Raw genomic sequence first — 23942 nt, 5'->3', positions numbered from 1 at the left:
ATCGATCTTTTCTAATTATGGGTGTTACCTCATGTTGTCGCTTTAAAATCAATGAGTTCCCGAATAATTACCTAGAGGCTTTGTTGCTATGAAAGTAGTTGCTTTAGAGTTAATGGCAGCTCCGCTACGCCTAAGCGTTGTGCTGCCGTGAGCCCTTGCTTATCTTGGTAGCACAGATTGTGCCAAGCTCTAAATATGTCGAGCAATGGAAGAATGCCCCCAGGACGAAGCTTACGTCTGGGCTCATTAATAAAGCTATCAAATAACAACTGAAAGCGCTGTTGATAGAACTTAGTTTGTTGAATTGAGGCTGTGTTAAACCACTGTTTTGGTTCTGGATTGTTACCGGTTAGGTAGCAGATACCTTTCTGGTTATCACCCTGATTGGCAATAGCCCAGCGATCTCGCCACCAACTCATGTGAACGATGTCGATCTTTTCAAAACTTTGGTCGTCTTGCCAGCCTGAATCTTCTTCGACATACATGAGGTCAATATTTTGACTCTGAATGCGCGGCAAACATACACTTAAAGCGGCAGATCTTAGTAATGGATCTTGTGGCATATAGATGGCGACATGCTTGTCTTCGTTACACATATCCAACACATGTAAGAAGTGAGCATAAGAGGTATAAGGCGGTCGAATGAGAGCGCCTTTTGAAGGGTAACTAAATGTGGTGAGGTTACCCATAGGGTCCTCAACGTTACCTCTCGCAAGAATCACTTGGTACTGCTGTTCAATGCGCTCTTTTAGTTTGTCAGAGGGCTGAGGCAGTTCGAGATTTGCTTCTGAAGAGTGCTCTTTGGATACAAATCGTGCCACATCATCATAAGGGTTATGGTCGACGTTTCCTGATGGTTCTTCATTTTGAGAGTAGTTAACGTGTTGGCAAAGTATATAGCCAGAATGCGCCTCGCCCGTCGCTATCCACACCACACCGTTGTTACTTTGTGGTTGCAGACGCTGGTAGTGAGATGCGAACTCGTAATCTTTCGCATGGTTAACCCATCGTGCATCGATCATCGCTAATTTACGACGACAACGGCTCGCGATATGGTCAACATGATCATAGAAAGTCTTTGGGTTGATCTCTAATTTTCGGCAGATTTCACGTACGGAATAGCCCATGAACAGTAAGCCCATGAGGTTCTCTTGAAATTGGAGTTTTTTATTGGATCCAGACCATTTATCAACGAAGGTTGTTTGGCAGTCTTTGCATCGATAACGCTGCCTGTCGCCACTGTAGCCGAAGGCATGATAAAGATGTTTATGGGTATGAACCGATAAGCCGAAGTTATCGCAATCATCATTACGACAAGCAGGGAGCCCGTCGCTGTGAAGTTGTCTTAAGCGATGAAGTTCGCTTAACACTTCACGATTGTTAAGTAAGGGGGGGAAAGCTCCACATTCACGACAAACCATCGCTGGACGCTTAGGGTTCGCGTGTTGCAAAACATACCGTTTTGCATCGCTCAAGCCAAAGTTGTCACACGCCAATGTTTTACAAAAGTTGAGTTGCAAACCATCCGCATCTTTTGGCAGCTTGTCGTTAGACACGATCTCCCCCTCGGGATTATTTGAGCAGCCAAGCGAGCCTGGCTGCGGGGTAACGCTTTTCAATGTATCTTTTATCAAATCGTTAGATGTTGATTGCTGTCTCTAGAGCAACTTTCATCATGTCGTTGAAAGACTTTTGACGCTCTTCAGAACTTAGTTTTTCACCACGGATGATGTGGTCAGATACTGTTAGGATAGTTAGTGCTTTAGCACCAAGGTCTGCAGCAACGCCGTAGATACCAGCCGCTTCCATATCAACACCTAGGATGCCTAGCTTTTCCATTTTTTCGAAAAGGTCAGCTTCTGGAGTGTAGAAAAGGTCTGCAGAGAATACGTTACCAACTTTAACTGGAACTTCTTGTGCACGAGCTTGGTTTACTGCTTCTTCTAGAAGACCGAAATCAGCTATAGCAGCGAAGTCGTGGTTGTTGAAACGAATGCGGTTTACTTTTGAGTCAGTAGATGCACCCATGCCGATAACAACGTCCATTAGTTTAACGTCGTCACGTACCGCGCCACAGCTACCTACACGAATAACGTTTTTCACGCCGAACTCAGCGATTAGCTCGTGTACGTAGATGCAGCATGATGGGATACCCATACCGTGGCCCATTACAGAAACTTTCTTACCTTTGTAAGTGCCTGTGTAGCCAAACATGTTGCGAACGTCACAAACTTGCTTCACGTCATCAAGGAATGTTTCTGCAATGTATTTTGCGCGAAGCGGGTCGCCCGGCATAAGTACTGTTTCTGCGAAATCACCAGCTTGAGCATTAATATGAGGTGTAGCCATGGTCGTTCTCCAAAGTTTAAACGGTAATTATAGGAACAGGATTTAATCAATTACCGATTCTGTTGAATTGAATTCGTTTTGTTGAGGCAATATTAGCGAGTTAGAACGTGGATCCATGAGACTTTAGTCACAAAACAGGTCTGCCATTATAGTTTTATTAATATTGATAACTAAATCTGTTGAAAGCGTAAAGGCAATCGATTTTGTATGGGTTAATTGCAAGCGAATGAGAGGAAAAGGCCCACACATAAACTTGTTGTCTATCAGTTTCGAGACAACAATACGTTGTAGAGACGTTTGATCAGAGATAATCTAAACTTTGATAAAAGACAAACCAAGGATTTGTATGTCGCATTGCGCTAACTCGACGCCTTTGCCGTCAATGAAAACACGACTTCACAGGGCGGTGTCGCTTGTTGTAAGAACTACTTTGCTTGCCAGCGGGATAGCTTCATCGTGGGTGTCTGCTGCAACCTTTGAATTGCCACCAGCGGAAAGCCGCATTGTGGGCAGAATCCAGCAGCATGAAGTGGCGGCGGGCGAAACCTTGGCCATCATTGCCAAGCAATACGATATTGGTTTTCTCTCTTTAATGGCAGCCAACAAAGGGGTGGATCCTTTTCTTCCCGCGGAAGGCTATGTGTTAAGCATTCCAAGCCGCTTGATTTTGCCTGACACCCCAAGAAAGGGGATTGTCATCAATCTTGCTGAGTTAAGGTTGTATTACTTTGAGCCTGAGAAAAATCAGGTGCATGTTTTCCCTGTCGGCATCGGTCGAGTGGGGCGTGATACTCCCGAGATGATCACCAAGATAAGCCAAAAAAGACCGAATCCAACATGGACGCCACCAAATTCAATCCGCAACGAGTATCTTGAAAAGGGCATTGAATTACCGAGAGTGGTTCCTGCCGGGCCGGAAAATCCATTGGGAGAGTACGCTTTGAGGCTTGCTTATGGCGCTGGCGACTATTTGATCCATGGTACAAACAAAGATTTCGGGATAGGTTTACGAGTTAGCTCTGGTTGTATCCGAATGGAACCTAAAGACATTGAGTGGCTGTTTGAGCAAGTGAACCGTGGTGAACAGGTCACCATTATCAATGAGCCGATTAAGGTGTCATTAGAGCCTGATAGAAGTGTGTTTGTAGAAGCGCACGAGCCATTAACTCGAAGTGATGGTTCAAAGAAATCATTACAGATCCCTGTGGAACTAAAATGGTGGCTTGAAGACGCAGAACTGCCAAATTCAAAGGCGAAAGCGGTTATCTTTGCTCAAAACGGCGTACCTGTAGAGATAGCACCACCTGTGATTGAGTTTTAATTCGATTGCCTCTTCTGCAACAAGGGGCGGTTTTATCTTGTTTACTCGCATTAGTGTCACCCAAAAAAAGCACCACATCCGATAAGAAGTGGTGCTGTCTATATACTGCTTTTTGCGACTTATTTAATCTACAGCTTAATCGCGATTAGATCTCAAACTACTTAGTGTAAGACTCAGCGATGTTGTCGATACGGTCGTTAGCACGGTCCGCTTCTTCTTTCGCTGCCATTGCGGCTGCTTCTGCTTCTTGAGCCTTCATTTCTGCGGCTGCTTTGTCACTCTTAAGTGCTTCAACTTCGCTTGTTAGTTGAGCGACTTGGTTAGTTAGTTGATCCATTTCTGACACTGCAGCTTCTTCTGGCTCTGAAGAACAACCGGCTAAAATGAAAACTGATGCTGCAGCTGCGATTAACGTCTTATTCATAAGAACTCCTTGCTTATTTATCATCAAAAGATGCGCTATACATTCTTTATCATATAGTCGCTTCATTAATGATTGTAGCGACTAATTTTTTAACTGCAAAAACAATAACTAAAGAAATTGCTAAATTTTTGAGTTAATTAGCTAAGTATCACGTTGTGTCTCATTTATGAGATGAAGGATTTAGAGACGACTTGAAGGTGTTTTTGGAGAGCTATCCCTTTGCTAGCAATGCATACGTTGTTCTAGCTAAAGATAGATAAAGGGATAAATTTACTGTGATCTCTATCCTTATAAAGTACTTTCGCGGTATCATGTCACGTTAAATTAATTTTATTCAATACCATCATGACTGGAGAGTCCTTTGCACTTTAAAGATTTAGGCTTAGATAACCGCTTACTGAAGAACTTAAAACATTACGACTTCAAGAAGGCGACAGAGATCCAATCAAAAGCGATCCCTGTTGCTATTGCTGGTAAGGATCTATTGGCTTCATCAAAAACGGGATCAGGAAAAACATTGGCGTTTGTGTTGCCAATGATACATAAAGCATTAAAAACAAAAGCGTTTTCTGCTAAAGATCCTCGTGGTGTAATTTTGGCTCCTACTCGTGAGCTAGCGAAGCAAGTTTACGGCGAACTGCGTAGCATGCTTGGTGGTCTGTCTTATGAAGCGGCGCTTATCTTAGGTGGTGAGAACTTTAACGACCAAGTTAAAGCACTGCGTAAGTACCCTCGTTTTATCGTTGCGACTCCAGGCCGTCTTGCTGACCACCTAGAACATCGTTCATTGTTCCTAGATGGTGTTGAAACGCTAATCCTTGATGAAGCGGACCGTATGCTTGATCTGGGTTTCGCTCCAGAACTTCGTCGCATTGCCAATGCAGCTAAACACCGTCGTCGTCAAACGTTGATGTTCTCTGCAACGTTAGATCACGCTGAAGTAAATGGCATTGCAAATGAAATGCTAGACGCACCTAAGCGTATCTCTGTTGGTGTTTCTAACGAGCAACACTTAGATATCACACAGAAATTCTACTTATGTGATCACCTAGATCACAAAGAAGCGATTTTAGACCGTGTACTGGAAGAAGCTGAATACCGTCAGGTAATGATCTTCACAGCAACACGCGCTGATACTGACCGTTTAACAGATAAGTTGAACGAGAAGAAGCTTAAAGCGGTAGCACTGAGTGGTAACCTAAACCAAACGCAACGTAATGCTATTATGAGCCAGTTCGAGCGTGCGGTTTACAAGATCTTGGTAACTACCGATGTTGCTTCACGTGGTATTGATATTCCAAACGTGAGCCACGTTATCAACTTTGATATGCCTAAGCATACGGAAGAGTACGTGCACCGTGTAGGTCGTACTGGCCGTGCGGGTAACAAAGGCGATGCGATTTCTTTGGTTGGTCCAAAAGACTGGGACAGCTTCAAGCGTGTTGAACTTTACCTTCAACAAGATTTGACCTTCTCTGTACTTGAAGGCCTAAAAGGTAAATTCAAAGGCATTAAGCCACGTAAACCTGCGTTTGCTAAAGGCGGTCCTGCTAAGAAGAAGACCAACACTCAAGCGAAGAAAACGCCGAAGAAACCAGTTAAGCGCGATAAGAGCTTCCACCAAAATGTGGCCGTGGGTGATACCGTGTTTATCCCTAAGAAGAAAGTCGCACCAAAAGTGGACGACGAGTAATCACCAGCCAGTTTTAAAGCGTTTGCTAGTAAAACTGACATAAATAAAAACCGCCAATATTAGGCGGTTTTTTTGTATCTGACTTTTGTGCCTAAGAGGTGCTGCCTCAGGTTACGGAGTTGCTCTAAAGGCTTTAGAAATCAAATGTTGAGAATGAAAAAGCTAGGATATGGTCGGCAATGTATTTGTGTGTGGCGGTGGTTGGGTGCGTCACGCCCCAGAATACATAACTGTCTGAACCATAGGTCGCACAATCATTAGTTAAGCTGTGGCTTCTTAAATAGTCCGCGGCTGAGCTTCGATTGATATTAAGACAAGCATCACTCGCGTTTCGAAAGCCATGTTGTTCTGGGTTATCGGTAATGCTGGCGAACAACGCACTTGCATCGAACAACACCACGTTTTTCCCTATACCTTGGTAATACTCGGCTTGAGCTTTGATGAACTGGTTGAATTCTAAGATCTTGCCACGAACTTTTATTATCTCTTGTTCGGTAGAGTATTTGAATTGAGGGGCTTTGGTTGCATCGGGTAAGGTGAACAGCAGGATATTGTTCGCACCAGATTCTGTTAAGCGGATCAGCGCGCTGCTAAAGTCAGCCTTTACATCGGCGACTTCTCGGTTGTAATTCATGAAGTCATTGAGGCCAAACTCTAAAGTAAACAGTGAGTTTTCCGGACGATAGTTTTTGGCGACTTTCATGTAGGTCAGATAAGAGGTGACTTGATCATAAACACCAGTCAATGCCACGTATTGGTTGGTACCTGCGGCGCCACCCACAGCCCAGTTATACAGAGGGACATCTTTCGCTTTTGCTAAATACTCCGTCCAGACTAAACCATTCGAAAAGTGCCCTAAAAACCACGAATCTGCGTTCGGAAAAACCCATTGTGAGCCATTAAATAGATTACCAGTGTCGGACAGGCTATCACCAAAGGTGACAATACGATTGATGCTACTGGCTTGAAAAGCGTTGTCGTTGGTCCAGATTGAGTGGTTGTAAGAGAAGCGATTATCTGCGGCAAAGTAGGTGATGTCAGCGGCGTCATGTTGGATGTCGAGCGTCTGTTCGCAACGTTGTTTAATTTCCGATTGCGGGGCATCGCTGTAGAACATGTTTTTGAATGAAACGGAAGACCACCAATATCCGTTGATCGTGTAGTAATCACCACTCTCTTTCTTTGCCCACTTCCAGTCGGTGGCTGGGGAATCATGAGAGGCATCGGTTCGATACCAACATCTAACATATGAATAGGTCTCTGAGCCTTGTGCACTGAGTACTTGTGCAGATGTAATCGATTCAGGTGTTGGTATTGAGTCTTCAGCGGCATAAGCGCCAAAAGGCAGGGCTAACGTGAGTATTAAAGCCGTATTTTTCATCACTGTATTCTCTTTTATATTTAGATGAGCCAAACAGAAACGCTGTTGCTTGTTTCTTGTTTCTTGTTTCTTGTTTCTTGATAAGTGGATAAGTGGATAAGTGGATAAGTGGATAAGTGGATAACTGGTACGACCTATATCTAAAATCAATAATTAGCGTCAATATATTCAGGGTTGTGGTGTGTCGTTAATGGAATAAGCCTCAAGTTATCAACGAGTTTTTGGTTGAAAAATACCTGTTTCCAAACGGTTATTTGTCGAATAATTTTGGTTTATTGAGAATGTTGAATTGATATTTGAGTCGGGATATTGAAAGAACAATCTCATCAACCTTAGTTAAATGTTAATTTAATCAATTGCTTATGTTTTGTTCTCCTGATTCTGTTTGCCTGATGTTCATCGCACCTGTTTAATTCAAGTTCGCCATCACAAATATGAAGTCGTTACTTTCTGTTTTATAAAATCATCATCTACGGTTCTTTTACTCATCAGAGGTCTAATCTGTTTAAGGAAAGAGCATTGAAAAAGATATTAATTTGGACGATAGCCTGCCTATCCAGTTTTGGCGTATATGCCGGAACGAGCGCATCAGCATTAGAAGCCAGGGGATACACTGAAACGAAATACCCCATTATGTTGGTACATGGTCTGTTTGGTTTCGATACATTAGCGGGCGTTGACTATTTCTATGGCGTACCTGAATCCCTAACCAAAGATGGCGCGAACGTATATGTCGCTCAGGTCTCTGCAACCAACAGTTCAGAGGTCCGTGGTGAACAGTTACTCAGCCAAGTTGAAACGCTGTTAGCTGCAACAGGAGCAAGTAAGGTGAATCTGGTTGGTCATAGCCACGGTGGGCCTACGGCTCGTTATGTTGCGTCAGTTCGACCTGATCTTGTTGCTTCAGTGACCAGTATTGGCGGTGTACATAAAGGTTCTAAGGTCGCTGATCTCGTTCGAGGGAACGTATCTGAAGGCTCTGTCACAGAAGGTATCGCGGTTAAATTAGCAGGTGGATTAACGACACTGATTAACCTTTTATCTGGTGGAACGGATCTCGACCAAGACGGCCTCGCTTCTCTTGAAGCATTGACCACAGAAGGCTCGCTAGCCTTCAACCAGTTTTACCCTGAGGGCGTTCCGACGTCTGAGTGTGGCGATGGTGAGTGGCAAGCAAGTAACGGCGTTTATTACTATTCATGGACAGGGTCTTCCACTTTTACCAACCTTCTTGATCCTACCGACGGAGCGATGACAATCCTAGGCTTAGCCTTCAACGAACCTAATGATGGCTTAGTAGGAGCATGCAGCGCGCATTTGGGCAAAGTGATTGGTGATGATTACAAAATGAACCACCTAGATGAGATTAATGGGTTATTGGGAATTCACCACTTGTTTGAGACAGATCCTGTAACTCTATATCGTCAGCATGCCAATCGATTGAAGTTGGCTGGCTTGTAGTCTGCAAAGCCGTTTAATAAGAAAACAAGGGAAGTATGATGAAAAAGACCGCCATTTTGTCGATAACCACGATAGCCCTGATGAGCACAGCGGCGGTCTTTTTATATCTAAATAATCAAGATACACATACTGACGACGAACAACGCGTCTCCTCATTGAAAGTCACCTCTCAGCAAGATACCGACATCGATAACGCATCAGCAAAAGACATGATGGAATATTTCGTGTCAGGTAATACAGAATTAACCCTTGAAGATATTCGAGACAACGTGGCGAAACACCACGAACAATCATCAACAACCGTGGTTGATGAAGCACTGTTTGCCAAATATCTTGAGTATAAGTCGGCACTGACATCGTTGGACGTGCAGTTCGGTACCACATCCATTTCCGCTGATGATCTACGTGCACTCAATCAAGCGCTCCTTGACCTCCAAGCTCAGTTTTTCAGTGAGAGCGAGATAAGTATTCTGTTTACGCACGACAACAGAATGAGAGAAATCGCCTTAGAAAAGTTACTTCTGAAACAGGAGGGATTAGAGGATGAAGAATACCAACAAAGACTCGAATCCTATCTATCTGAGCAACCTGATTATGTTCAGTCGAGTCACCAGAATCAGGTGTTACTCCAACAGCTCTCTAGCTCTGAAGGTCTCGATGAACAGGGTAAATACTTAAAGAGAAGCGAACTTGTCGGTGAAGAAGTAACCCAGAGACTTGAAGCACTTGATAAACAAAGAGCGGCCTTTGAAGACTCGTTAGAGGTCTACTTCGCAGAACGAAATGATGTCTTGAAAGATTCATTCCTATCAAAAACCGAACAACAAGAGAAGATTGCGCAACTTAGGACTGAACATTTCCTACCAGAACAGCTTAGAAGGGTAGAAGCGATTGAAAGAATTCGAGCGGCTGAATCTCGTCAGTAGTGTCTAAAAGCGAAAAACCAGCCATGATGGCTGGCTTTTTGTTTATCGGCGAGTTCTAAAGAGCATACAGCCTGAATCTGTTTGCCTTGAACTTCGTACCTTGAAGCCTATACCTTAAAGTAATCCAACTGCTGCTTCTGTTGTTCTGCTAGGTTAGAAAGCTCGTGGCTTGCTGCAGCGGCTTGAGTAATGCCGGTAACGTTTTGGCTTACTAGGCTGTAGATGTTTGAGATGTTACGGTTGATGTCTGAGGTTACTTGGCTTTGCTCTTCGGCGGCAGAGGCAACCTGAGTGTTAATCTCAGTCATGTCCGTTACCGAGTTAGCAATGCCTGAAAGCGCCGCGCTTACTTCACCTGCAAGAGTTTGGTTGTGTTCCAGCATAGATAATGAGCTGCTCATGCTTTCATTCGCGTTACCGGATTGAACCTGCAAACCTTCTATGATGGTTTGGATCTCTTTGGTTGAATCTTGTGTACGTGCCGCTAGCATTCGAACTTCATCAGCAACCACTGCGAAACCACGACCGCTTTCACCTGCACGAGCGGCTTCGATTGCTGCGTTAAGCGCCAGCAGGTTAGTTTGTTCAGAGATACTTTGAATTACCTCAATCACTTTACCAATCTGTTCAGAGTGCTCTTTTAGCGTGCCCACAACATTTGCGGCTTCGCTTAGCTGAATCGCCATCTGTTCGTTAGCTTTGTTGCTTTCATTAAACAAGCTCATGCTGTGTGTCGCCATTTCGTCAGCTTGCTTAGACGCTGAGTCGGCTTGTACTGCGTTTTCATTAACGTGTGCTGCTGTGCTTTCCAATTGGTTCACAGCAGAAGCAACTTGCTCCACCTCTTGCTTCTCTTGGTCTGAGTTAACGCTGGACTGTGTCATTACAGCCGCTAGCTCTGTCGACGCAGAAGCCACTTCGATACTGATTCGAGACAGCGAGCTTACCGTGTCACGCAGCTGTTCAACAGACTGGTTTACGTCTTGCGCTAGGCGTGAGATTTCGTTGTCGCCATACTCTTCTGCTTTAACTAACAAGTTACCTTTTGCTACTTCCCGCATCGTTTCTTGAATGTTGCTGATCGGCTTAACAATGATACCAGCCAGCGTCCAACTGATAATTAGAGCTACAGACAGGATCACCAACAGTGCAATGGTCGCAGTAGTCAGCGTGCTAGCGTGTTGCTGGCCGTTGATGTCGACCTCTTGAGTGGCAAGCAAGTTCAGCTTTTTAGACAGAGTATTGATCGCTTGCACCATTTCATTACCCGCATGTCGGTATTGGTCGATTGCGATCTGGTAGCGGTTTTCAAAATCTGAAGATAGTGATGCATCGCCGTGTTTCGCTCTTAATAGCGGAAGCATGGTGGTACGAGAAAAATCGACATAGTGATTCATCGCTTTGTTCATCGCGGCCACTTCATCTTGCATGCCTGGCACTGTGTCTAATGAATTCAGTAGGCGAGTATTCTGATCGCGTTTTTGGTTTAGTGTTTCAACCAATGTTTTTACGTCATCAGCATTGAATAGACTGTAAATCGCTTTGATGCGCATGCCATAGCTGTTGTCGACGATTTCGCTAAGTTCTTCTTTATGTAAGATTAACTGGTCGGTTGCTACTGACACATCTTTGAATGCACTTTCTAGTTTTTCACCACCGATAATGACACCGGCTAAAAGTAAGACAACGGAAAATAGTACGGGTACAAGAATTTGTATTTTGATTGATAAGCCACTGAGAAGTTGGCGCATGTAATGTCCTTCTTTGAATAAAATAAAAAGATGAGAATTATTATTATTAGAATTAGTTGGCGATTCTAACTAATGAGACTGACAATTCAATCAGTAAAGGCTTTGATTTCGTTATATGCGATAGGTATTTGATATAGATGGTTGTTTATTGTTCTAAATGGCGATAAAGGTGGATCTTTTTATCCATCGTGTTAGGGCTAATTGATTGATAAATAGAGAAATATATTGGTTAGTATTCGATATAAATAGGGAAGGAAATCTAGCTTTTTGGTGCTCAAACGATGGTGAGACCTGCATTCACTAACTGCATCTGATGGGGGCGCGACTATCAATTCATCGAGTAGGAGAGAAATTAGCCATTAATTTGTAGTTGTCATATAGGCTTCAATTAAGTGAAACACAACTGTCACATTCGGATTCTAAAGTAGGCCTCGTTCAAGCAAAACATTACGGCAATAACGCCACTAAAGGAAATTTGTGATGAAAAAGACAGTTATCGGTGCAATCGCACTACTAGGCGCTCTAACAGTGAATACAGCTTCAGCTAAAGAAACTATCTCTGTAGTTGGCTCTAACAGTGCTTCTCCACTGGTTGAAGTTTTTGCAGAAACCTACATGAATAAAGGCGAACCAGTGTTCATCGAAATTCAAGCACCAGGTTCTTCTGCAGGCATCAAAGCAGCAAAAAATGGAAGTGCTGACCTTGGTATCTCTTCTCGTGACCTAAAAGAAGAAGAGAAAACAGCTGACCTGAAAGAGCTAGTTATCGCTCGTGACGGTATCGCAGTTGTTGTTAACCCGAACAACGAAGTATCTGCTCTTACTGCTGAGCAAATCACTTCAATCTACAAAGGCGACATCACTAACTGGAAAGATGTTGGCGGCGCTGATAAACCAATCGTAGCAATCACTCGTGATACTGCATCAGGTACACGTGGTGCATTCGAAGACATCATGAAGCTTAAGAAGAAGATTGGCGATAAGAAAGTATCGGCTATCTCTCAACGTGCACAAGTTGCAAACGGTAACGGCGCACTTAAAGTTTCTGTAGCAAGCAACCCATACGCTATCGGCTTTATCTCTCTAGGTACAGTTGACGAATCTGTTCAAGCTCTAACTATCGACGGCGCTGCTGCGACTGTAGACAACGTTAAGAACGGTTCTTACAAAGTTGCTCGTCCATTCCTAGTTCTTTACAAAGCAGGCGCTCCAACAGCTGAAACTCAACAATTCCTAGATTGGATGGTTGCAGATGAAGCTCAAGCTATCGCTGGTAAGAAAGGCTACATCACAGTTAACTAATCTTAACTGACTCAATCTTAATTATTGCTCAGCCTGCTTTAGGCTGAGCCTTTTCTTTCAACTTTGTTTATTTCGAGCTCTTATTGAGCCACAAAGTTTGAGATTTTATATATGACCATCGCAAATAGTGAAAAGCTTATGAATACTGAAGCGACTCAAATCAACAAGCCAAGTCTACGTGCTAAGAAGCGCATCGACTGGAGAGAAAGAATCTTCCACGGCTTGTTCTTATCGAGTGCTGTAATCGGCATCGTATCACTAGCCGTTATCGCTTACTTTATCGTTGCAGAGAGTATCCCTGCATTCCAAGAGGCCGGTGTTTCTGGCATCGTTCTGGGTGTTGACTGGTTACCTCCAGCTCTATTCGGTGTTGCAACCATGATTGTTGCATCGATTGTTTCGACACTTGGAGCTGTAGTTGTTGGTGTGCCAGTTGGTGTATTAACCGCTATTTTTATTGCTGAGATTGCTCCAAAGCGTCTTGCAGATATTATTCGACCAGCAGTTGAGCTTCTAGCGGGTATCCCGTCGGTAGTTTACGGCTTCTTCGGTCTAGTAATTATCGTTCCAATGATTCAAAACGTTTTCCAAGTACCAGCGGGTAACACTATCCTGGCGGGTATCATTGTTCTGGGTATCATGATTCTTCCTACCGTTATCACGGTTTCTGAAACTTCGATTCGTGCGGTACCTCGTACATACAAAGAAGGTTCACTTGCACTGGGTGCTTCGAAAATCTACACGATTTTTAAGCTACTCGTTCCTGCTGCACGTTCAGGCATTATGACTGGTGTGATTTTGGGTATTGGCCGCGCACTTGGCGAAACGATGGCAATCATCATGGTTATGGGTAACGCGCCAGCAATGCCAGAAGGCATTTTGGACTCTGCTCGTACGCTAACAGCAAACATTGCAATTGAAATGTCTTACGCAAGTGGCGTTCACGCTAACGCACTGTACGCAACAGGTGTTGTACTTCTAGTGTTCATCATGATGTTAAATGGTGCTCTACTTTATCTTAACCGTGAAAAAGCGAAGTAGGCGAGGATAAGTAATATGGATCGCGTAAAACTAAAACAAGCACGTCAAACCAAAGATAACATCCTAAAAGGTTTTATCTGGGCAGCTGCAGCTGTAACCGTTGGTTTCTTATTCTGGATTATTTGGTACATCCTATCGAACGGTCTGCAATACGTAGATTGGAACTTCATCACTGACGATTACACTCGTACTGGTGAAGAACGTGGTATTTTCCCAATGATCATTGCCACGATCTACATGGTAATCGCATCGATTGCGGTAGCCGCGCCACTGGGCATCATGACGGCGATATACTTAACTGAATATGCGAAAGTAGGTAGCCGATTGGTGAAAATGATTCGATTCTGTACTGAGTCGTTAGCTGGTATCCCATCGATCATCTTTGGTCTGTTCGGTATGACCTTCTTTGTTTCGATTCTTGGTCTTGGCTTCTCGATTCTGTCGGGTGCACTAACGCTAAGTATCCTGATTCTTCCTGTAATCATTCGTACTACAGAAGAAGCATTGATGGCAGTGCCACAAACTTACCGCGAAGGCTCATACGGCCTTGGCGCTTCAAAAATCTACACTATCTGGCGTTTGATCTTACCAAGCGCAATGCCAGGTATCTTAACTTCGGTCATTCTTAGTATTGGTCGTGTAATTGGCGAATCAGCACCTGTATTTTTAACAGCAGGTATGGTGGCACGTGTTCCTGAGTCGGTATTCGATTCTGGCCGTACACTAACGGTTCACCTATATAAGCTGACAACAGAGCTATTTACTATCGATGAGTGGAACCAAGCCTACGGCACGGCGACAGTCCTAATCGTACTGGTTCTCTTGATCAACATGGTTACAAAACTGATTGCGAGACGCTTCAACACGGCAACTTACTAAGCTCATTAGCTGGCTCATAAATAAAGCGAGCCCCCGTGATAAAGAAAGCATCAAGTTAGACACGAATTTAAGAATTTAGAGATTACGAACATGAATAAATTTGATATTGAGAACCTAGATCTGTTTTACGGCGACAACCAAGCGCTTAAATCTATCAACCTGCCAATTCCAACTCGCCAGGTTACTGCTCTGATTGGCCCGTCTGGCTGTGGTAAATCAACACTATTGCGTTGTTTGAACCGCATGAATGACCTAATTGAAGGCGTTACGATTAAGGGTAAGCTGGATATGGATGGCACTGACATCTACGGTAATATCGATGTCGCTGACCTACGTATCCGCGTAGGCATGGTATTCCAAAAGCCAAACCCGTTCCCAATGAGCATCTACGAGAACGTGGCATACGGCCTACGTGCTCAAGGGATCAAAGACAAGAAACACATTGATGAAGTAGTAGAAAGTTCACTACGCAGTGCGGCACTTTGGGATGAAGTGAAAGACCGTCTTAAAGCACACGCATTTGGTTTGTCTGGTGGTCAGCAACAACGTCTATGTATTGCTCGTACGATTGCTATGGAACCGGATGTAATCCTGATGGATGAGCCTACATCGGCACTTGATCCAATCGCGACACACAAGATTGAAGAATTGATGGAAGACCTGAAGAAAGACTTCACTATCGTTATCGTAACGCACTCAATGCAGCAAGCGCGTCGTATCTCAGACCGCACGGCTTTCTTCCTAATGGGAGAGCTTGTAGAGCACAACGAAACGAGTGTTATCTTCAGCGAACCAAAAGATGATCGTACTAAAGGTTACGTAAACGGTGACTTTGGTTAATTCGATTAACTCAGTGCTGTTTTAGTTTTTTAAAGGACAGCACGCTAACTGAAACGCAGGTTAGATAATCGAATAGATCGACAGAATTATCACTATAACTATAAGCGATGGAAGTTTTGCCCCACTATAGGTGGGGCTTTTTTATGTGTCTAAAAAATCCCCAATGTCGATGTGATTTTGGGCAGAGAATCCCATTTTTGTCGTCCTTCTCATGCTTGTGATAATGTTAAAGGTGAAACTGCGACCCGCTTAACATCTCATTTTTACTTACATTGATTGCATATCAAGCCTTCTGTATTTTTGCTTTATTCTTAATCGCCAATGGAAGGAAGCTGTGCCTGTTAAAGCCTTTGCAAAACAAATATCTGCGACACGCGACCATCGTCTGTTGGCTGAGTCTCTTTTTGACTATCTGGTTAAGGTACTTACTCCAAAAGGGATAGGAATATTTGCTGAACCGACGCCGGAGAGCGACGCATTACCGCTTTTTTCTTATGGCGACCTAACCTCATTGGCGAGCTACCCCTCTACATTTTGGCCGTGGGTCTCGCAGTTTGATACCGCAGACGGGGTTTTGCCAATGGCTATCAATACCTGCAAGTGGGAACACATGAAAGTGCTTGGTGGGGAGTCGTTTATCATGATGCTCGACAACGCACCTGCCTCCAGAACTTATTTAATTGTTCAAAATTGCAATGCTGAGAAGGTTAATCAAACCTTTGACCAAGATCTTGATGTCCTTCAACTAGCCGCAGCTCGCTGGCAGTGTATTCGTGCGGAAAAGAACGCTGCGCTGGAGATAAAATACAGAGACACACGTGAAGCGCAGTACCTTGATGAAATTAAGCTGCGAGAGCTATTTGTTGAGAACATGAAACTAGTCCATCAGGTCGCGTTAGAGCTTTCTAATCCTGACTCTTTGGATGCTTTGTATAAGGCTTCTGTTGAGGCAGTGCGCGACCGTCTAGGCTTTGACCGTGCGATCTTCATGTTACTCGATATGAAAAAGCGCTGCTTTAGTGGCACTTACGGCACCGATGAGCGGGGAAAAACTAACAGCGAGCATCATACTCAGTACGATTTACATCAACTTGAAGCCGAATACATTGAGGCGTTGTCTGACAATCACATCAACCTAGTTATTATTGAGAAAGCGCCGCTATACACCGAAGGCAAGGTCGTAGGGCAAGGTTGGAATGGCATGTTGATCTTACGTGAAGGGGATAAACCCGTCGGTTGGATCGCAATGGACAATTACATTCACCGTTCACCCATCACTAATTATCAAAAGCAGATGCTTGAATCCTTTGGTTCTCTGCTTTCTCAGATCTACATTCGTAAACGGCAAGAACAGAATATACGGATGTTGCACTCAAGCATGGTGGAGTTGTCTCGTTGCGATAGCGTCAGTGAAGTGTGTAAATCGGCGGTGAGCTTTGCTATTCAGCATTTAGGCATCGACCGACTGGCCGTTTTCCTCACCGATAAACATTGCAGTTACATGCAAGGCACGTGGGGCACGGACATAAAAGGCGACATCGTCGATGAATCCTACTATCGCTCTGAGCTGGTGGAGCGTGACATTGTAGCTGCAGCTCGCGCTTGCCCTAATCAAGTTGCCTTTGAAGAATCGGTGCCTATTTATCACGATTTCAATATTGTGGGTGTCGGTTGGACGGCAATGACGATGCTCACCACCAATATGGGTGAGCCGATTGCGTTTATTGCCGCGGATAATTTGCTAACTCGCAGCCCTTTAACCTCACAACTGCGTGAAGTGATACGTATCTTCGCTTCGAGTTTAGCGGAGGTGCTACAGAGAACTATGGCGCAAGAGGAGCTCAAAAAGCTCAATGAAACGCTAGAGCAAGAGGTCAGTAAGCGCACTCAAGAGCTTGAACGAGCCAATGAGCAGTTGGATATCATCTCTAAGCTTGACCCTCTGACACGCCTTGGAAATCGTCGTATGTTGTCGCAGGTTTTAGATGATCTCAATTGTGATGATCAAGGGGCATTTGCCACAGAGCACGAAGTCACGTTTGGACTCATTCTTGTTGACCTTGATCACTTTGGTTTGTACAACACGGTTTACGGGCATACGGAAGGTGACGCTGCTCTGCGCACTATAGGCAAGATACTGAATGCCCATGTTCACAATGATAAAGAAACCTTCTGCCGGATTGGCGGAGAGGAGTTTATGTTGTTGATGATTGGCACGAATCACTCAGAGACAAAGCAACGTGCAGAGTCGATTAGAAAATGCATTGAAGAGGCAAAAATCCTGCATTGTGAAAGTAGTACCAGCCCATATTTAACGGCATCCGTTGGCTATGCCTCGATAACGTCTGACCAGCATCAGTTCGATTTTGATTTGTTGTATGGCAAGGCAGATAAAGCCTTGTATCAAGCCAAAGACTCGGGGCGAAATCGAATTGTTTCTGCCTTAAAACGTAAAAAAGTCACAGCCTCTCTTTCTTAAAATAAAGGCCGTTGATCTCAAGATGATCAACGGCCTTTGTGTTTTACTGTTCTTGATGAACAGCGTCGACTAAAGATTTTCTAGCGAACTATTATGCTTTTTACTCGCAACTCTCTTGGGCTTCTTCACCGTTTTGATTGCCAGCTCAGGGCTCCATGTTTGGGCTGGTGAACCGGCTTCACCATAAAGGCTTTGGTTTAGCTTGGTGAGTTCGGCTTCAACGGTTTGTAACGTCTCATCACTTAGATCTGTATTTTCATATTTCCATTGCTCAAATAAGGTTCTGGTCATCACGCCATCTTTCGTTCTTAGAGCTTCAATAAGCGCTTCTGCGGTATCTGATTGACGTTCAACAGTGTGTGTTGGTTTTGTCGTTACACCGCGGCGTGACCAGAAGTAGAATGCCAATGCTGAGCTGATTAGCCACAAAGCTGCAAATAGGGCGGTGAGATAAGGCCAGATCCCAGGGCTATCCACAGTAACAACCGTCGGGCTTACTTGTTGGGCGGGCGTAGCAGTTACTGGTGGAGTGCTTGACGTTGCGCGATCACTTGCTTTTACCGCTAACTCTAGCCCCTGCGCTTTGCTTGTTTGTTCTGATTGCAAATCGGTGTTAAACCAAGCTTGAGACACATCAGGAAGCGAGATGTTTCCTGCCTCTTTCGGAATCAAGACTTGCTTGTAAACAACGACAGAATCACCTGACTGAGTTGTGCCAAATTGCGGCTTCTCTTCATAAACACGTACCGAATTAGGGTAGGTGATATTCAGTTTTGGCAGCTGGTGTTGCGTTAAGTTGCTAGCCGTCATCGTGATGGTACGAGTTAACGAATCACCCGCTTCCATTTCAATGGTTTGGTTGTCGCCTTCTAAACCATTACTATTTCCCAGTTGATTGCCTTGGCTATCTGACCATTGTTGAATCAGTTTGAAGTTTGATGTTGGTAACCACTCACCTTGGTAGCCTTTTGGTACGTCCTTCACAGTTACATCTAAGATTTCAACGGGCGTGTCGAGCTGGAACAGACGCGTTGTACTGGAGTTGTTGGTTGAGTAAACAACGGCTCCATTCAGCTTCGGTCCATTCAGCTTAAACTGTCCGGCCTTTTGTGAAGAGATACGGAAAGACTGTTGAACTACCGTCACCTCTTGTCCATTGAGAACGTCTTGAAATTGCTTCGATTCACCAATAGGTTCCACATCTAAGCCTGAAGAGCTCGGTGGCGCGATTTTCGGATCTTGCAGCCTTCTTGGGTCAGCTTTGATGATGAGTTTTACATCAAGCTCAGCCACTTCTTCTGGGTACAGCGAGTTCTTGCTGAGATTAAGCTGGAACTCTGCCATATCATGTTGAGTTGGAGCGGCTTTGTTAATTGCAACATTGATGGTGATAGGCTTGGTTTTTGCCCCTTCAATATCAAAACTCGGGATTTGCAACTTACCCAAACGCAGTGGAGCAAGGCTAATGTTCCATTCACTTGATACCGAACGGCTGCCATTGACGATTCGCATCGAAGACCCAAAGTTTGGTGTGCCAACATAGAAATCCTGCTGGAGCGCTGTTAGATCTAGAGCATCAGAGGAGACCTTTTCATCGGTTGCAACTCTAAGAAGGAACACTTCATCTTTGGTGACACTGTTATGTGAAACGCTCGCCACGGCGTTTGCAGCCAATACTGAGAAGGACGAGAAAGCTCCCAACAACAATGTTAGGAGTACGGATAAAAATGGCTTGTTTAAAAATCGCATGGTTACCACTTTTTGTTCTGGTTGTTAGGAGCACTTTTTTGTCGTGCTTGTAAAATCATTTGCGCTTTAAGCAGTTGGCTCGGGTCACGGGCGCTTTCTACTTGCTCAAGTTTTCGCATGTCAGGGTCGCTCGACAGAGGTTGATCTGAGGTTTGTGCTACAGCTTGCTGACTACTTTGCTCACCATCTTCTTTTGAAGCTTGTTGTGCGCTAGCACTTTGAGGTGTAGCGCCTTCTTGGTCACTCTGTTTCGGCTGATCACTGTTACTTTGTTGCGTGGCTTGCTTGTCGTCTTGTTTAGACTTTTCAGAGTCAGAGTGATTTTCAGGTTGGCCTTGAGATGAGTTTTGGTCTTGGCTACCGCGTTGATCTTGGTTACTGCTTTGATCTTGCGACTTGCCACTGGAGCTTTGTTGTTGATCCTGAGAGCTTTGCGAAGAATCATTTTGCTGACCTTGCTGACCTTGCTGACCTTGCTGACCTTGCTGACCTTGCTGACCTTGCTGATTTTGGTCATTTTGGTCTTTGGAGTCAGAATCGCCTTGCTGTTGCTGTTGCTGTTGCTGTTGCTGTTGCTGTTGCTGTTGCTGTTGCTGTTGCTGTTGCTTCTGAGCCTGTTCGACAATCTCTAGGTTCTTCTTCGCATAAGCATGTTCAGGGTTGCTTTCAAGAATACGTTGATACTCTTGGATCGCTTGGTCGTACTTACCTTGTTGGGCTTGAGCGTTAGCAAGGTTGTAGCGAGCATCTTCACTAGAAAGCTCTTGCAGCGTCTGCTCTGCGGCTTCGAAATCACCGGCTTTGTATTGAGCAATGCCTTTCCACTCTTGTTGGGTGAACTGTTCAGCAGCTTGTTGGAAGTCCTCGTCCTGATACAGCTGATAGCCTACTTGATCATTGGTTTTCCACGGGTTCGCAAACGCAGTATTTGGTTGGCTAAAAGAGATAACTCCAGCTAAGGCACACCAAATAACCCCTTTCCTGAATAATCCAAGTGCCGGAAGTAATAGCAAAGGCAGTAACCAGAAACCGTTGTTCACTCTGGTGTTGAGTGAGTTCTTGGTCTTGGTTACTTCCGATGTTGTTGCAACGCGGTCGAGGTAGCTCGCGATGTGTTCAACATCTGAGTTATCAAATTGAACTTCAGTGAACGTGCCACCATAGCGGCGTGTAAGCTCGCGCATGTTCTTCAAGTTGGTTCTTGCCACCACGGTTTGTCCTGAGTCGCTTTGCAGCATCGACCCCGTAGGTAACGAGATTGGCGCACCGTTTTCACTCCCTACAGCTAGAATCGACAATGTCCAATCGTTGCCAGAGAGTAGGGAGTCGATCTGCTTCTTCTCTTGGTCATCGATGTCATCAGCAATCAATACCAAATCACCTTGGTAGATCTTCGCGCGAGTCATCATATCAATCGCAAGCTTAACGGCTGATGCGGCATCACCACCTTGATAAGGCATGATATCTGGCGATAGGTTAGGCACTAGGTTTTTGATGGTGTTGATGTCTGACGTTAGCGGGCTAATGGTGTAAGCATCCCCAGCATACGCCACCATGCCTGTTAGCCCTTCTTTCCACAATGAAAGCAGATCCAGAGCCTTGTATCGCGCTTGAGTTAAGCGATTCGGCTTAATGTCGGTGGCATACATAGACATCGACATATCCATGATCACAACTCGTGCCTGCGTTTTTTCAAAGCTCGGCTGTTCGTTTTTCTCGAAGCTTGGTCCAGCTAATGCAATAACGCCGACCAGCCACCAAATTCCGACGTAAGTACTGCGATTTTTCGATGGCTTACTCGATTCTGGTGCCAAGTATCGCGCGATGTGTGACGCGAGTAATCCTTGCTTAGATTGTGTCTTGCTCAGCCACCAAATAGCGGGCAGCACGACAAGCGCCAAGAACCAATATGGGTAGATAAAAGTAAAGTTAGACATTGTTTCTCCTAATGGCTAACAGCATAAATGCGAAGAACATTGCCGCCGACAGTGGCCATACAAACCACTCTTGTTGCGGTCGCCAGATCTTAGTGGCGTTCGTCACGGGCTCTAACTGGTTAATGGTGTCGTAAATCGTCGCTAACTCTTTGCTGTCACGCGCTCGGAAGTACTGACCGCCGGTGCGTTTGGCAATTTCTATTAGTGTACGTTCATCCAAGTCTTGAGCAGTATTGACTTTGCGCGTCATGAAGAACTCTTTGACCATCATCTCGCCTGCACCGACACCCACGGTGTAAATCGTTGCGTCGTATTTCTTTGCAATATCCGCCGCTTCTAATGGGTCTAATACCCCGGCGGTATTACTGCCGTCGCTGAGTAGAATCATTACACGTTGGGGCGCATCGCTATCGACAAAGGTTTTGGTGGCAAGACCAATACCATCACCAATCGCGGTTTGAGTACCAATCAGTTTTAACACCGCTTGATTGAGCTGTTGTGAAAGCGTATCTCTATCTAGCGTAAGCGGGGTCTGCAAGTAGGCGTGATCAGCAAATAACACCAGTCCAACTCGGTCGCCTTTTCGTCGCTCAATAAAGTCACTCAATACGCGTTTCACCGCCGACAAGCGGTCGATGTATTCGCCATTGAACTGCATGTCTTCTTGGCTCATCGAATAGGAGAGGTCGACAACCAACATCAAATCACGATGTTTCGGTTGAAACTCTACCGGTTCGCCATACCATACAGGGCGCGCGCTCGCCGTAACCAGCAGAAGCCAGATAATCACGGACAACGCCTTTGGTAAGCGACTGCTCGGTGTTTTGGTATTACTGTCTTCTGGCAGAAATGGAAGCCTTAGGGCATTGCTCGATTCTGACTTTGGTGAGAACAAGTAAACGAGCAACGGCAGTGGCGCGATGAAGAACATCCACCACCAAACGAACTCGATGTTTAGCAAGTCCCTGCTTAGAAACATAGTGCTTAGAAAATCACTCATAACGACCTCGCTTTGGAGGAAGTGCTTTGCGAAGCCAAGTTTCGCAATCATTAACCAATTGCTGTTGAGCCTTTTTCTGTTCGTCGTTCATTAGGGCTACATCTTGATAGAGCGCTTGTTGCCACTGGGATTGTTTTGCTACAAATAACGGCTTCGCCAATTGCGCATCTAAGAACTTCAACCAATCATCACCAGACAAACCTGCAATTTTTTCACGAGGGAAATAGCTCAGTGCTGCTTGACGAACGATGTCTTGAGCTTTGCTCGGAGACAAGCCATCTTGGGACTGACTATTACTAAAGTAAGACAGCGCTTCTTGTTTCGCCTGTTGATTGTTTTTTCTACGTTTTAGAATGAAAAACACCAAGGCAATCAGGAAAATGGCTGTGATAATGACTGCCCACCAACCCCACGCCAAAGGCCACCAAGTCGGGGCGTCTGGCGCAATCACCGGACTTAAATCTAAGGGCTGTTTCATGACTGAGCTCCTGATATCTGGCTCATGAGTGACTGCGCACTCGACAGCGAGCTATAAGGTATCGCGAGAGATAACCCCATCTGTTGCAGCTGCTGTTTCTTAAGCGAAAAAGCATGGTTAAGCTTTTGCTTTTCTTTATTAGAAGAGAAATTAAACCATTGAGTTTTGCTGCCATCGGTGACCTGTTTAGAACCTTTATAGGCGGTTTCACCCTGCTCTAGCGGATCGTAGAAATGCACCAGACGTACTCTGTTGTGTCGGCGAATTTGACTGATAAGTGAGTAGTCACTTTCTTGGTAACGCACAAAGTCACTGAGCATAATAATATCGCTTCCTTTAGGGCAAAGCTGGTGCAGAGATTTCAGTCCATGCTCTAAGGTCGTGTCATTATGATTGTCGTGATTAGTCAGTGCCGTATTATTGATTTCTATGACTTTTTGCAAAATACGCAGTGGAGCATGGTTGCTTGCACTTGGCTTAATCTCAATGACCTCTTTGCCAGTATCGATCACCGCGCCAATTCGATCTTTTTGAGCCACAGTAAGCCAGCACAGTTGGCTAGCAAAGTGTGCAAGTTGAACCGATTTCAGCAACAAGGTTGAGCCGAAAATCATACTGCTTGATAGATCCAAGAATAAAATGACAGGCTGTTCTCGTTCTTCAGAGAAAAGTTTGGTATGCGCTTTGCCCGTTCTGGCTGTTACACGCCAATCAATGCTGCGAATGTCATCTCCCGCTTGATATTGACGAACTTCAGAGAAATTCATCCCGCGACCTTTACGGTTGCTCTCGTGTTGGCCGTTAAGCTGTGACCAAAGGCTCTTGGCGGGAGGCAACCAGCGAACAGACTGCGCTTTGTATTGCAGCAGCTCATCCAGATTTAACGTGACGCCGTCACTATGGTTGGGTAGTTGATTATTCATGCGCGTAT

At 44.8% G+C, this 23942-nt stretch carries 19 protein-coding genes; 9 read left to right on the top strand and 10 right to left on the bottom strand.

Annotation, left to right across the window (positions count from 1 at the left end):
- Positions 1-86: 86 nt before the first annotated feature.
- Positions 87-1556 (bottom strand): lactate dehydrogenase, encoded by a 1470-nt coding sequence (locus LMH68_RS15525; RefSeq protein WP_017064249.1) that lies wholly within the window; start codon positions 1554-1556, stop codon positions 87-89.
- 82 nt (positions 1557-1638) lie between these two features.
- Positions 1639-2349, bottom strand: a complete 711-nt coding sequence (deoD, locus tag LMH68_RS15520; RefSeq protein WP_017061880.1) for a purine-nucleoside phosphorylase — start codon at positions 2347-2349, stop codon at positions 1639-1641.
- A gap of 346 nt (positions 2350-2695) precedes the next feature.
- On the opposite strand from deoD, the gene LMH68_RS15515 reads away from it, so the two are divergent.
- Positions 2696-3670, top strand: a complete 975-nt coding sequence (locus LMH68_RS15515) for a L,D-transpeptidase family protein (protein WP_229648263.1) — start codon at positions 2696-2698, stop codon at positions 3668-3670.
- A gap of 157 nt (positions 3671-3827) precedes the next feature.
- On the opposite strand, the gene LMH68_RS15510 is transcribed toward LMH68_RS15515, so the two are convergent.
- Positions 3828-4094: an Lpp/OprI family alanine-zipper lipoprotein gene (locus LMH68_RS15510; RefSeq protein ID WP_017064250.1), complete on the bottom strand. Its 267-nt coding sequence runs from the start codon at positions 4092-4094 to the stop codon at positions 3828-3830.
- Between the two features lie 361 nt (positions 4095-4455).
- Here LMH68_RS15510 and LMH68_RS15505 point away from each other — a divergent pair, with 361 nt between their 5' ends.
- Entirely contained in the window at positions 4456-5787 is a 1332-nt protein-coding gene (locus tag LMH68_RS15505; RefSeq protein ID WP_017061883.1) for a DEAD/DEAH box helicase, read from the top strand.
- A 133-nt stretch (positions 5788-5920) separates the two neighbouring features.
- Here LMH68_RS15505 and LMH68_RS15500 read toward each other — a convergent pair whose 3' ends face one another.
- Positions 5921-7168: an SGNH/GDSL hydrolase family protein gene (locus tag LMH68_RS15500; protein ID WP_229648274.1), complete on the bottom strand. Its 1248-nt coding sequence runs from the start codon at positions 7166-7168 to the stop codon at positions 5921-5923.
- Positions 7169-7687: 519 nt separating this feature from the next.
- Here LMH68_RS15500 and LMH68_RS15495 point away from each other — a divergent pair.
- Entirely contained in the window at positions 7688-8629 is a 942-nt protein-coding gene (locus tag LMH68_RS15495; RefSeq protein WP_050546492.1) for a lipase family alpha/beta hydrolase, read from the top strand.
- A gap of 38 nt (positions 8630-8667) precedes the next feature.
- A complete protein-coding gene (locus tag LMH68_RS15490) occupies positions 8668-9555 on the top strand; it encodes a lipase secretion chaperone (RefSeq protein ID WP_017064252.1) in 888 nt (295 codons plus the stop codon).
- 107 nt (positions 9556-9662) lie between these two features.
- On the opposite strand, the gene LMH68_RS15485 is transcribed toward LMH68_RS15490, so the two are convergent.
- The gene (locus tag LMH68_RS15485) at positions 9663-11306 is read right to left on the bottom strand and encodes a methyl-accepting chemotaxis protein (protein ID WP_229648262.1); all 1644 of its coding nucleotides are present in this window, start codon (positions 11304-11306) and stop codon (positions 9663-9665) included.
- A gap of 480 nt (positions 11307-11786) precedes the next feature.
- Between LMH68_RS15485 and LMH68_RS15480 the strand changes: the two genes are divergently transcribed.
- From LMH68_RS15480 to LMH68_RS15460, 5 genes are all read left to right on the top strand, one after another.
- Positions 11787-12608, top strand: coding sequence for a phosphate ABC transporter substrate-binding protein (locus LMH68_RS15480; protein ID WP_017064254.1), 822 nt, complete (start codon positions 11787-11789; stop codon positions 12606-12608).
- Between the two features lie 111 nt (positions 12609-12719).
- Complete coding sequence (gene pstC, locus LMH68_RS15475) at positions 12720-13649, top strand: phosphate ABC transporter permease subunit PstC (protein ID WP_017064255.1); 930 nt, start codon at positions 12720-12722, stop codon at positions 13647-13649.
- Between the two features lie 15 nt (positions 13650-13664).
- Positions 13665-14528: a phosphate ABC transporter permease PstA gene (gene pstA, locus LMH68_RS15470; protein WP_229648261.1), complete on the top strand. Its 864-nt coding sequence runs from the start codon at positions 13665-13667 to the stop codon at positions 14526-14528.
- A gap of 90 nt (positions 14529-14618) precedes the next feature.
- On the top strand, positions 14619-15368 hold the full coding sequence (gene pstB / locus LMH68_RS15465; RefSeq protein WP_229648260.1) for a phosphate ABC transporter ATP-binding protein PstB: 750 nt from the start codon (positions 14619-14621) through the stop codon (positions 15366-15368).
- Positions 15369-15702: 334 nt separating this feature from the next.
- Positions 15703-17847: a diguanylate cyclase gene (locus LMH68_RS15460; RefSeq protein ID WP_229648259.1), complete on the top strand. Its 2145-nt coding sequence runs from the start codon at positions 15703-15705 to the stop codon at positions 17845-17847.
- A gap of 69 nt (positions 17848-17916) precedes the next feature.
- Here LMH68_RS15460 and LMH68_RS15455 read toward each other — a convergent pair whose 3' ends face one another.
- From LMH68_RS15455 to LMH68_RS15435, 5 genes are read right to left on the bottom strand one after another with little or no spacing between them, the layout of a single operon-like run.
- A complete protein-coding gene (locus tag LMH68_RS15455; RefSeq protein ID WP_229648258.1) occupies positions 17917-19596 on the bottom strand; it encodes a BatD family protein in 1680 nt (559 codons plus the stop codon).
- Positions 19597-19598: 2 nt separating this feature from the next.
- Positions 19599-21533, bottom strand: coding sequence for a VWA domain-containing protein (locus tag LMH68_RS15450; protein ID WP_413755997.1), 1935 nt, complete (start codon positions 21531-21533; stop codon positions 19599-19601).
- Positions 21526-22533, bottom strand: coding sequence for a vWA domain-containing protein (locus LMH68_RS15445; protein WP_017065686.1), 1008 nt, complete (start codon positions 22531-22533; stop codon positions 21526-21528). The genes LMH68_RS15450 and LMH68_RS15445 overlap by 8 nt, the downstream gene beginning before the upstream one ends.
- Entirely contained in the window at positions 22526-23011 is a 486-nt protein-coding gene (locus LMH68_RS15440) for a DUF4381 domain-containing protein (protein WP_017065687.1), read from the bottom strand. Before LMH68_RS15440 ends, LMH68_RS15445 begins: the two co-directional genes overlap by 8 nt.
- The gene (locus LMH68_RS15435) at positions 23008-23934 is read right to left on the bottom strand and encodes a DUF58 domain-containing protein (protein ID WP_229648410.1); all 927 of its coding nucleotides are present in this window, start codon (positions 23932-23934) and stop codon (positions 23008-23010) included. The genes LMH68_RS15440 and LMH68_RS15435 overlap by 4 nt, the downstream gene beginning before the upstream one ends.
- Between the last annotated feature and the right edge of the window lie 8 nt (positions 23935-23942).

Source organism: Vibrio sp. F13 (assembly GCF_020806305.2).
GTDB lineage: Bacteria > Pseudomonadota > Gammaproteobacteria > Enterobacterales > Vibrionaceae > Vibrio > Vibrio crassostreae_C.
This window is presented reverse-complemented; position numbering and strand designations above follow the sequence as displayed.

What these genes read in the sequence shown, in the direction of transcription:
- pstC (WP_017064255.1), top strand. Translation starts at nt 12,720, where the DNA reads ATGACCATCGCAAATAGTGAAAAGCTTATGAATACTGAAGCGACTCAA.
- LMH68_RS15485 (WP_229648262.1), bottom strand. Translation starts at nt 11,306, where the DNA reads ATGCGCCAACTTCTCAGTGGCTTATCAATCAAAATACAAATTCTTGTA.
- LMH68_RS15455 (WP_229648258.1), bottom strand. Translation starts at nt 19,596, where the DNA reads ATGCGATTTTTAAACAAGCCATTTTTATCCGTACTCCTAACATTGTTG.
- LMH68_RS15500 (WP_229648274.1), bottom strand. Translation starts at nt 7,168, where the DNA reads ATGAAAAATACGGCTTTAATACTCACGTTAGCCCTGCCTTTTGGCGCT.
- LMH68_RS15510 (WP_017064250.1), bottom strand. Translation starts at nt 4,094, where the DNA reads ATGAATAAGACGTTAATCGCAGCTGCAGCATCAGTTTTCATTTTAGCC.
- LMH68_RS15440 (WP_017065687.1), bottom strand. Translation starts at nt 23,011, where the DNA reads ATGAAACAGCCCTTAGATTTAAGTCCGGTGATTGCGCCAGACGCCCCG.
- pstA (WP_229648261.1), top strand. Translation starts at nt 13,665, where the DNA reads ATGGATCGCGTAAAACTAAAACAAGCACGTCAAACCAAAGATAACATC.
- LMH68_RS15480 (WP_017064254.1), top strand. Translation starts at nt 11,787, where the DNA reads ATGAAAAAGACAGTTATCGGTGCAATCGCACTACTAGGCGCTCTAACA.
- LMH68_RS15450 (WP_413755997.1), bottom strand. Translation starts at nt 21,533, where the DNA reads ATGTCTAACTTTACTTTTATCTACCCATATTGGTTCTTGGCGCTTGTC.
- LMH68_RS15515 (WP_229648263.1), top strand. Translation starts at nt 2,696, where the DNA reads ATGTCGCATTGCGCTAACTCGACGCCTTTGCCGTCAATGAAAACACGA.
- LMH68_RS15490 (WP_017064252.1), top strand. Translation starts at nt 8,668, where the DNA reads ATGAAAAAGACCGCCATTTTGTCGATAACCACGATAGCCCTGATGAGC.
- deoD (WP_017061880.1), bottom strand. Translation starts at nt 2,349, where the DNA reads ATGGCTACACCTCATATTAATGCTCAAGCTGGTGATTTCGCAGAAACA.
- LMH68_RS15445 (WP_017065686.1), bottom strand. Translation starts at nt 22,533, where the DNA reads ATGAGTGATTTTCTAAGCACTATGTTTCTAAGCAGGGACTTGCTAAAC.
- pstB (WP_229648260.1), top strand. Translation starts at nt 14,619, where the DNA reads ATGAATAAATTTGATATTGAGAACCTAGATCTGTTTTACGGCGACAAC.
- LMH68_RS15435 (WP_229648410.1), bottom strand. Translation starts at nt 23,934, where the DNA reads ATGAATAATCAACTACCCAACCATAGTGACGGCGTCACGTTAAATCTG.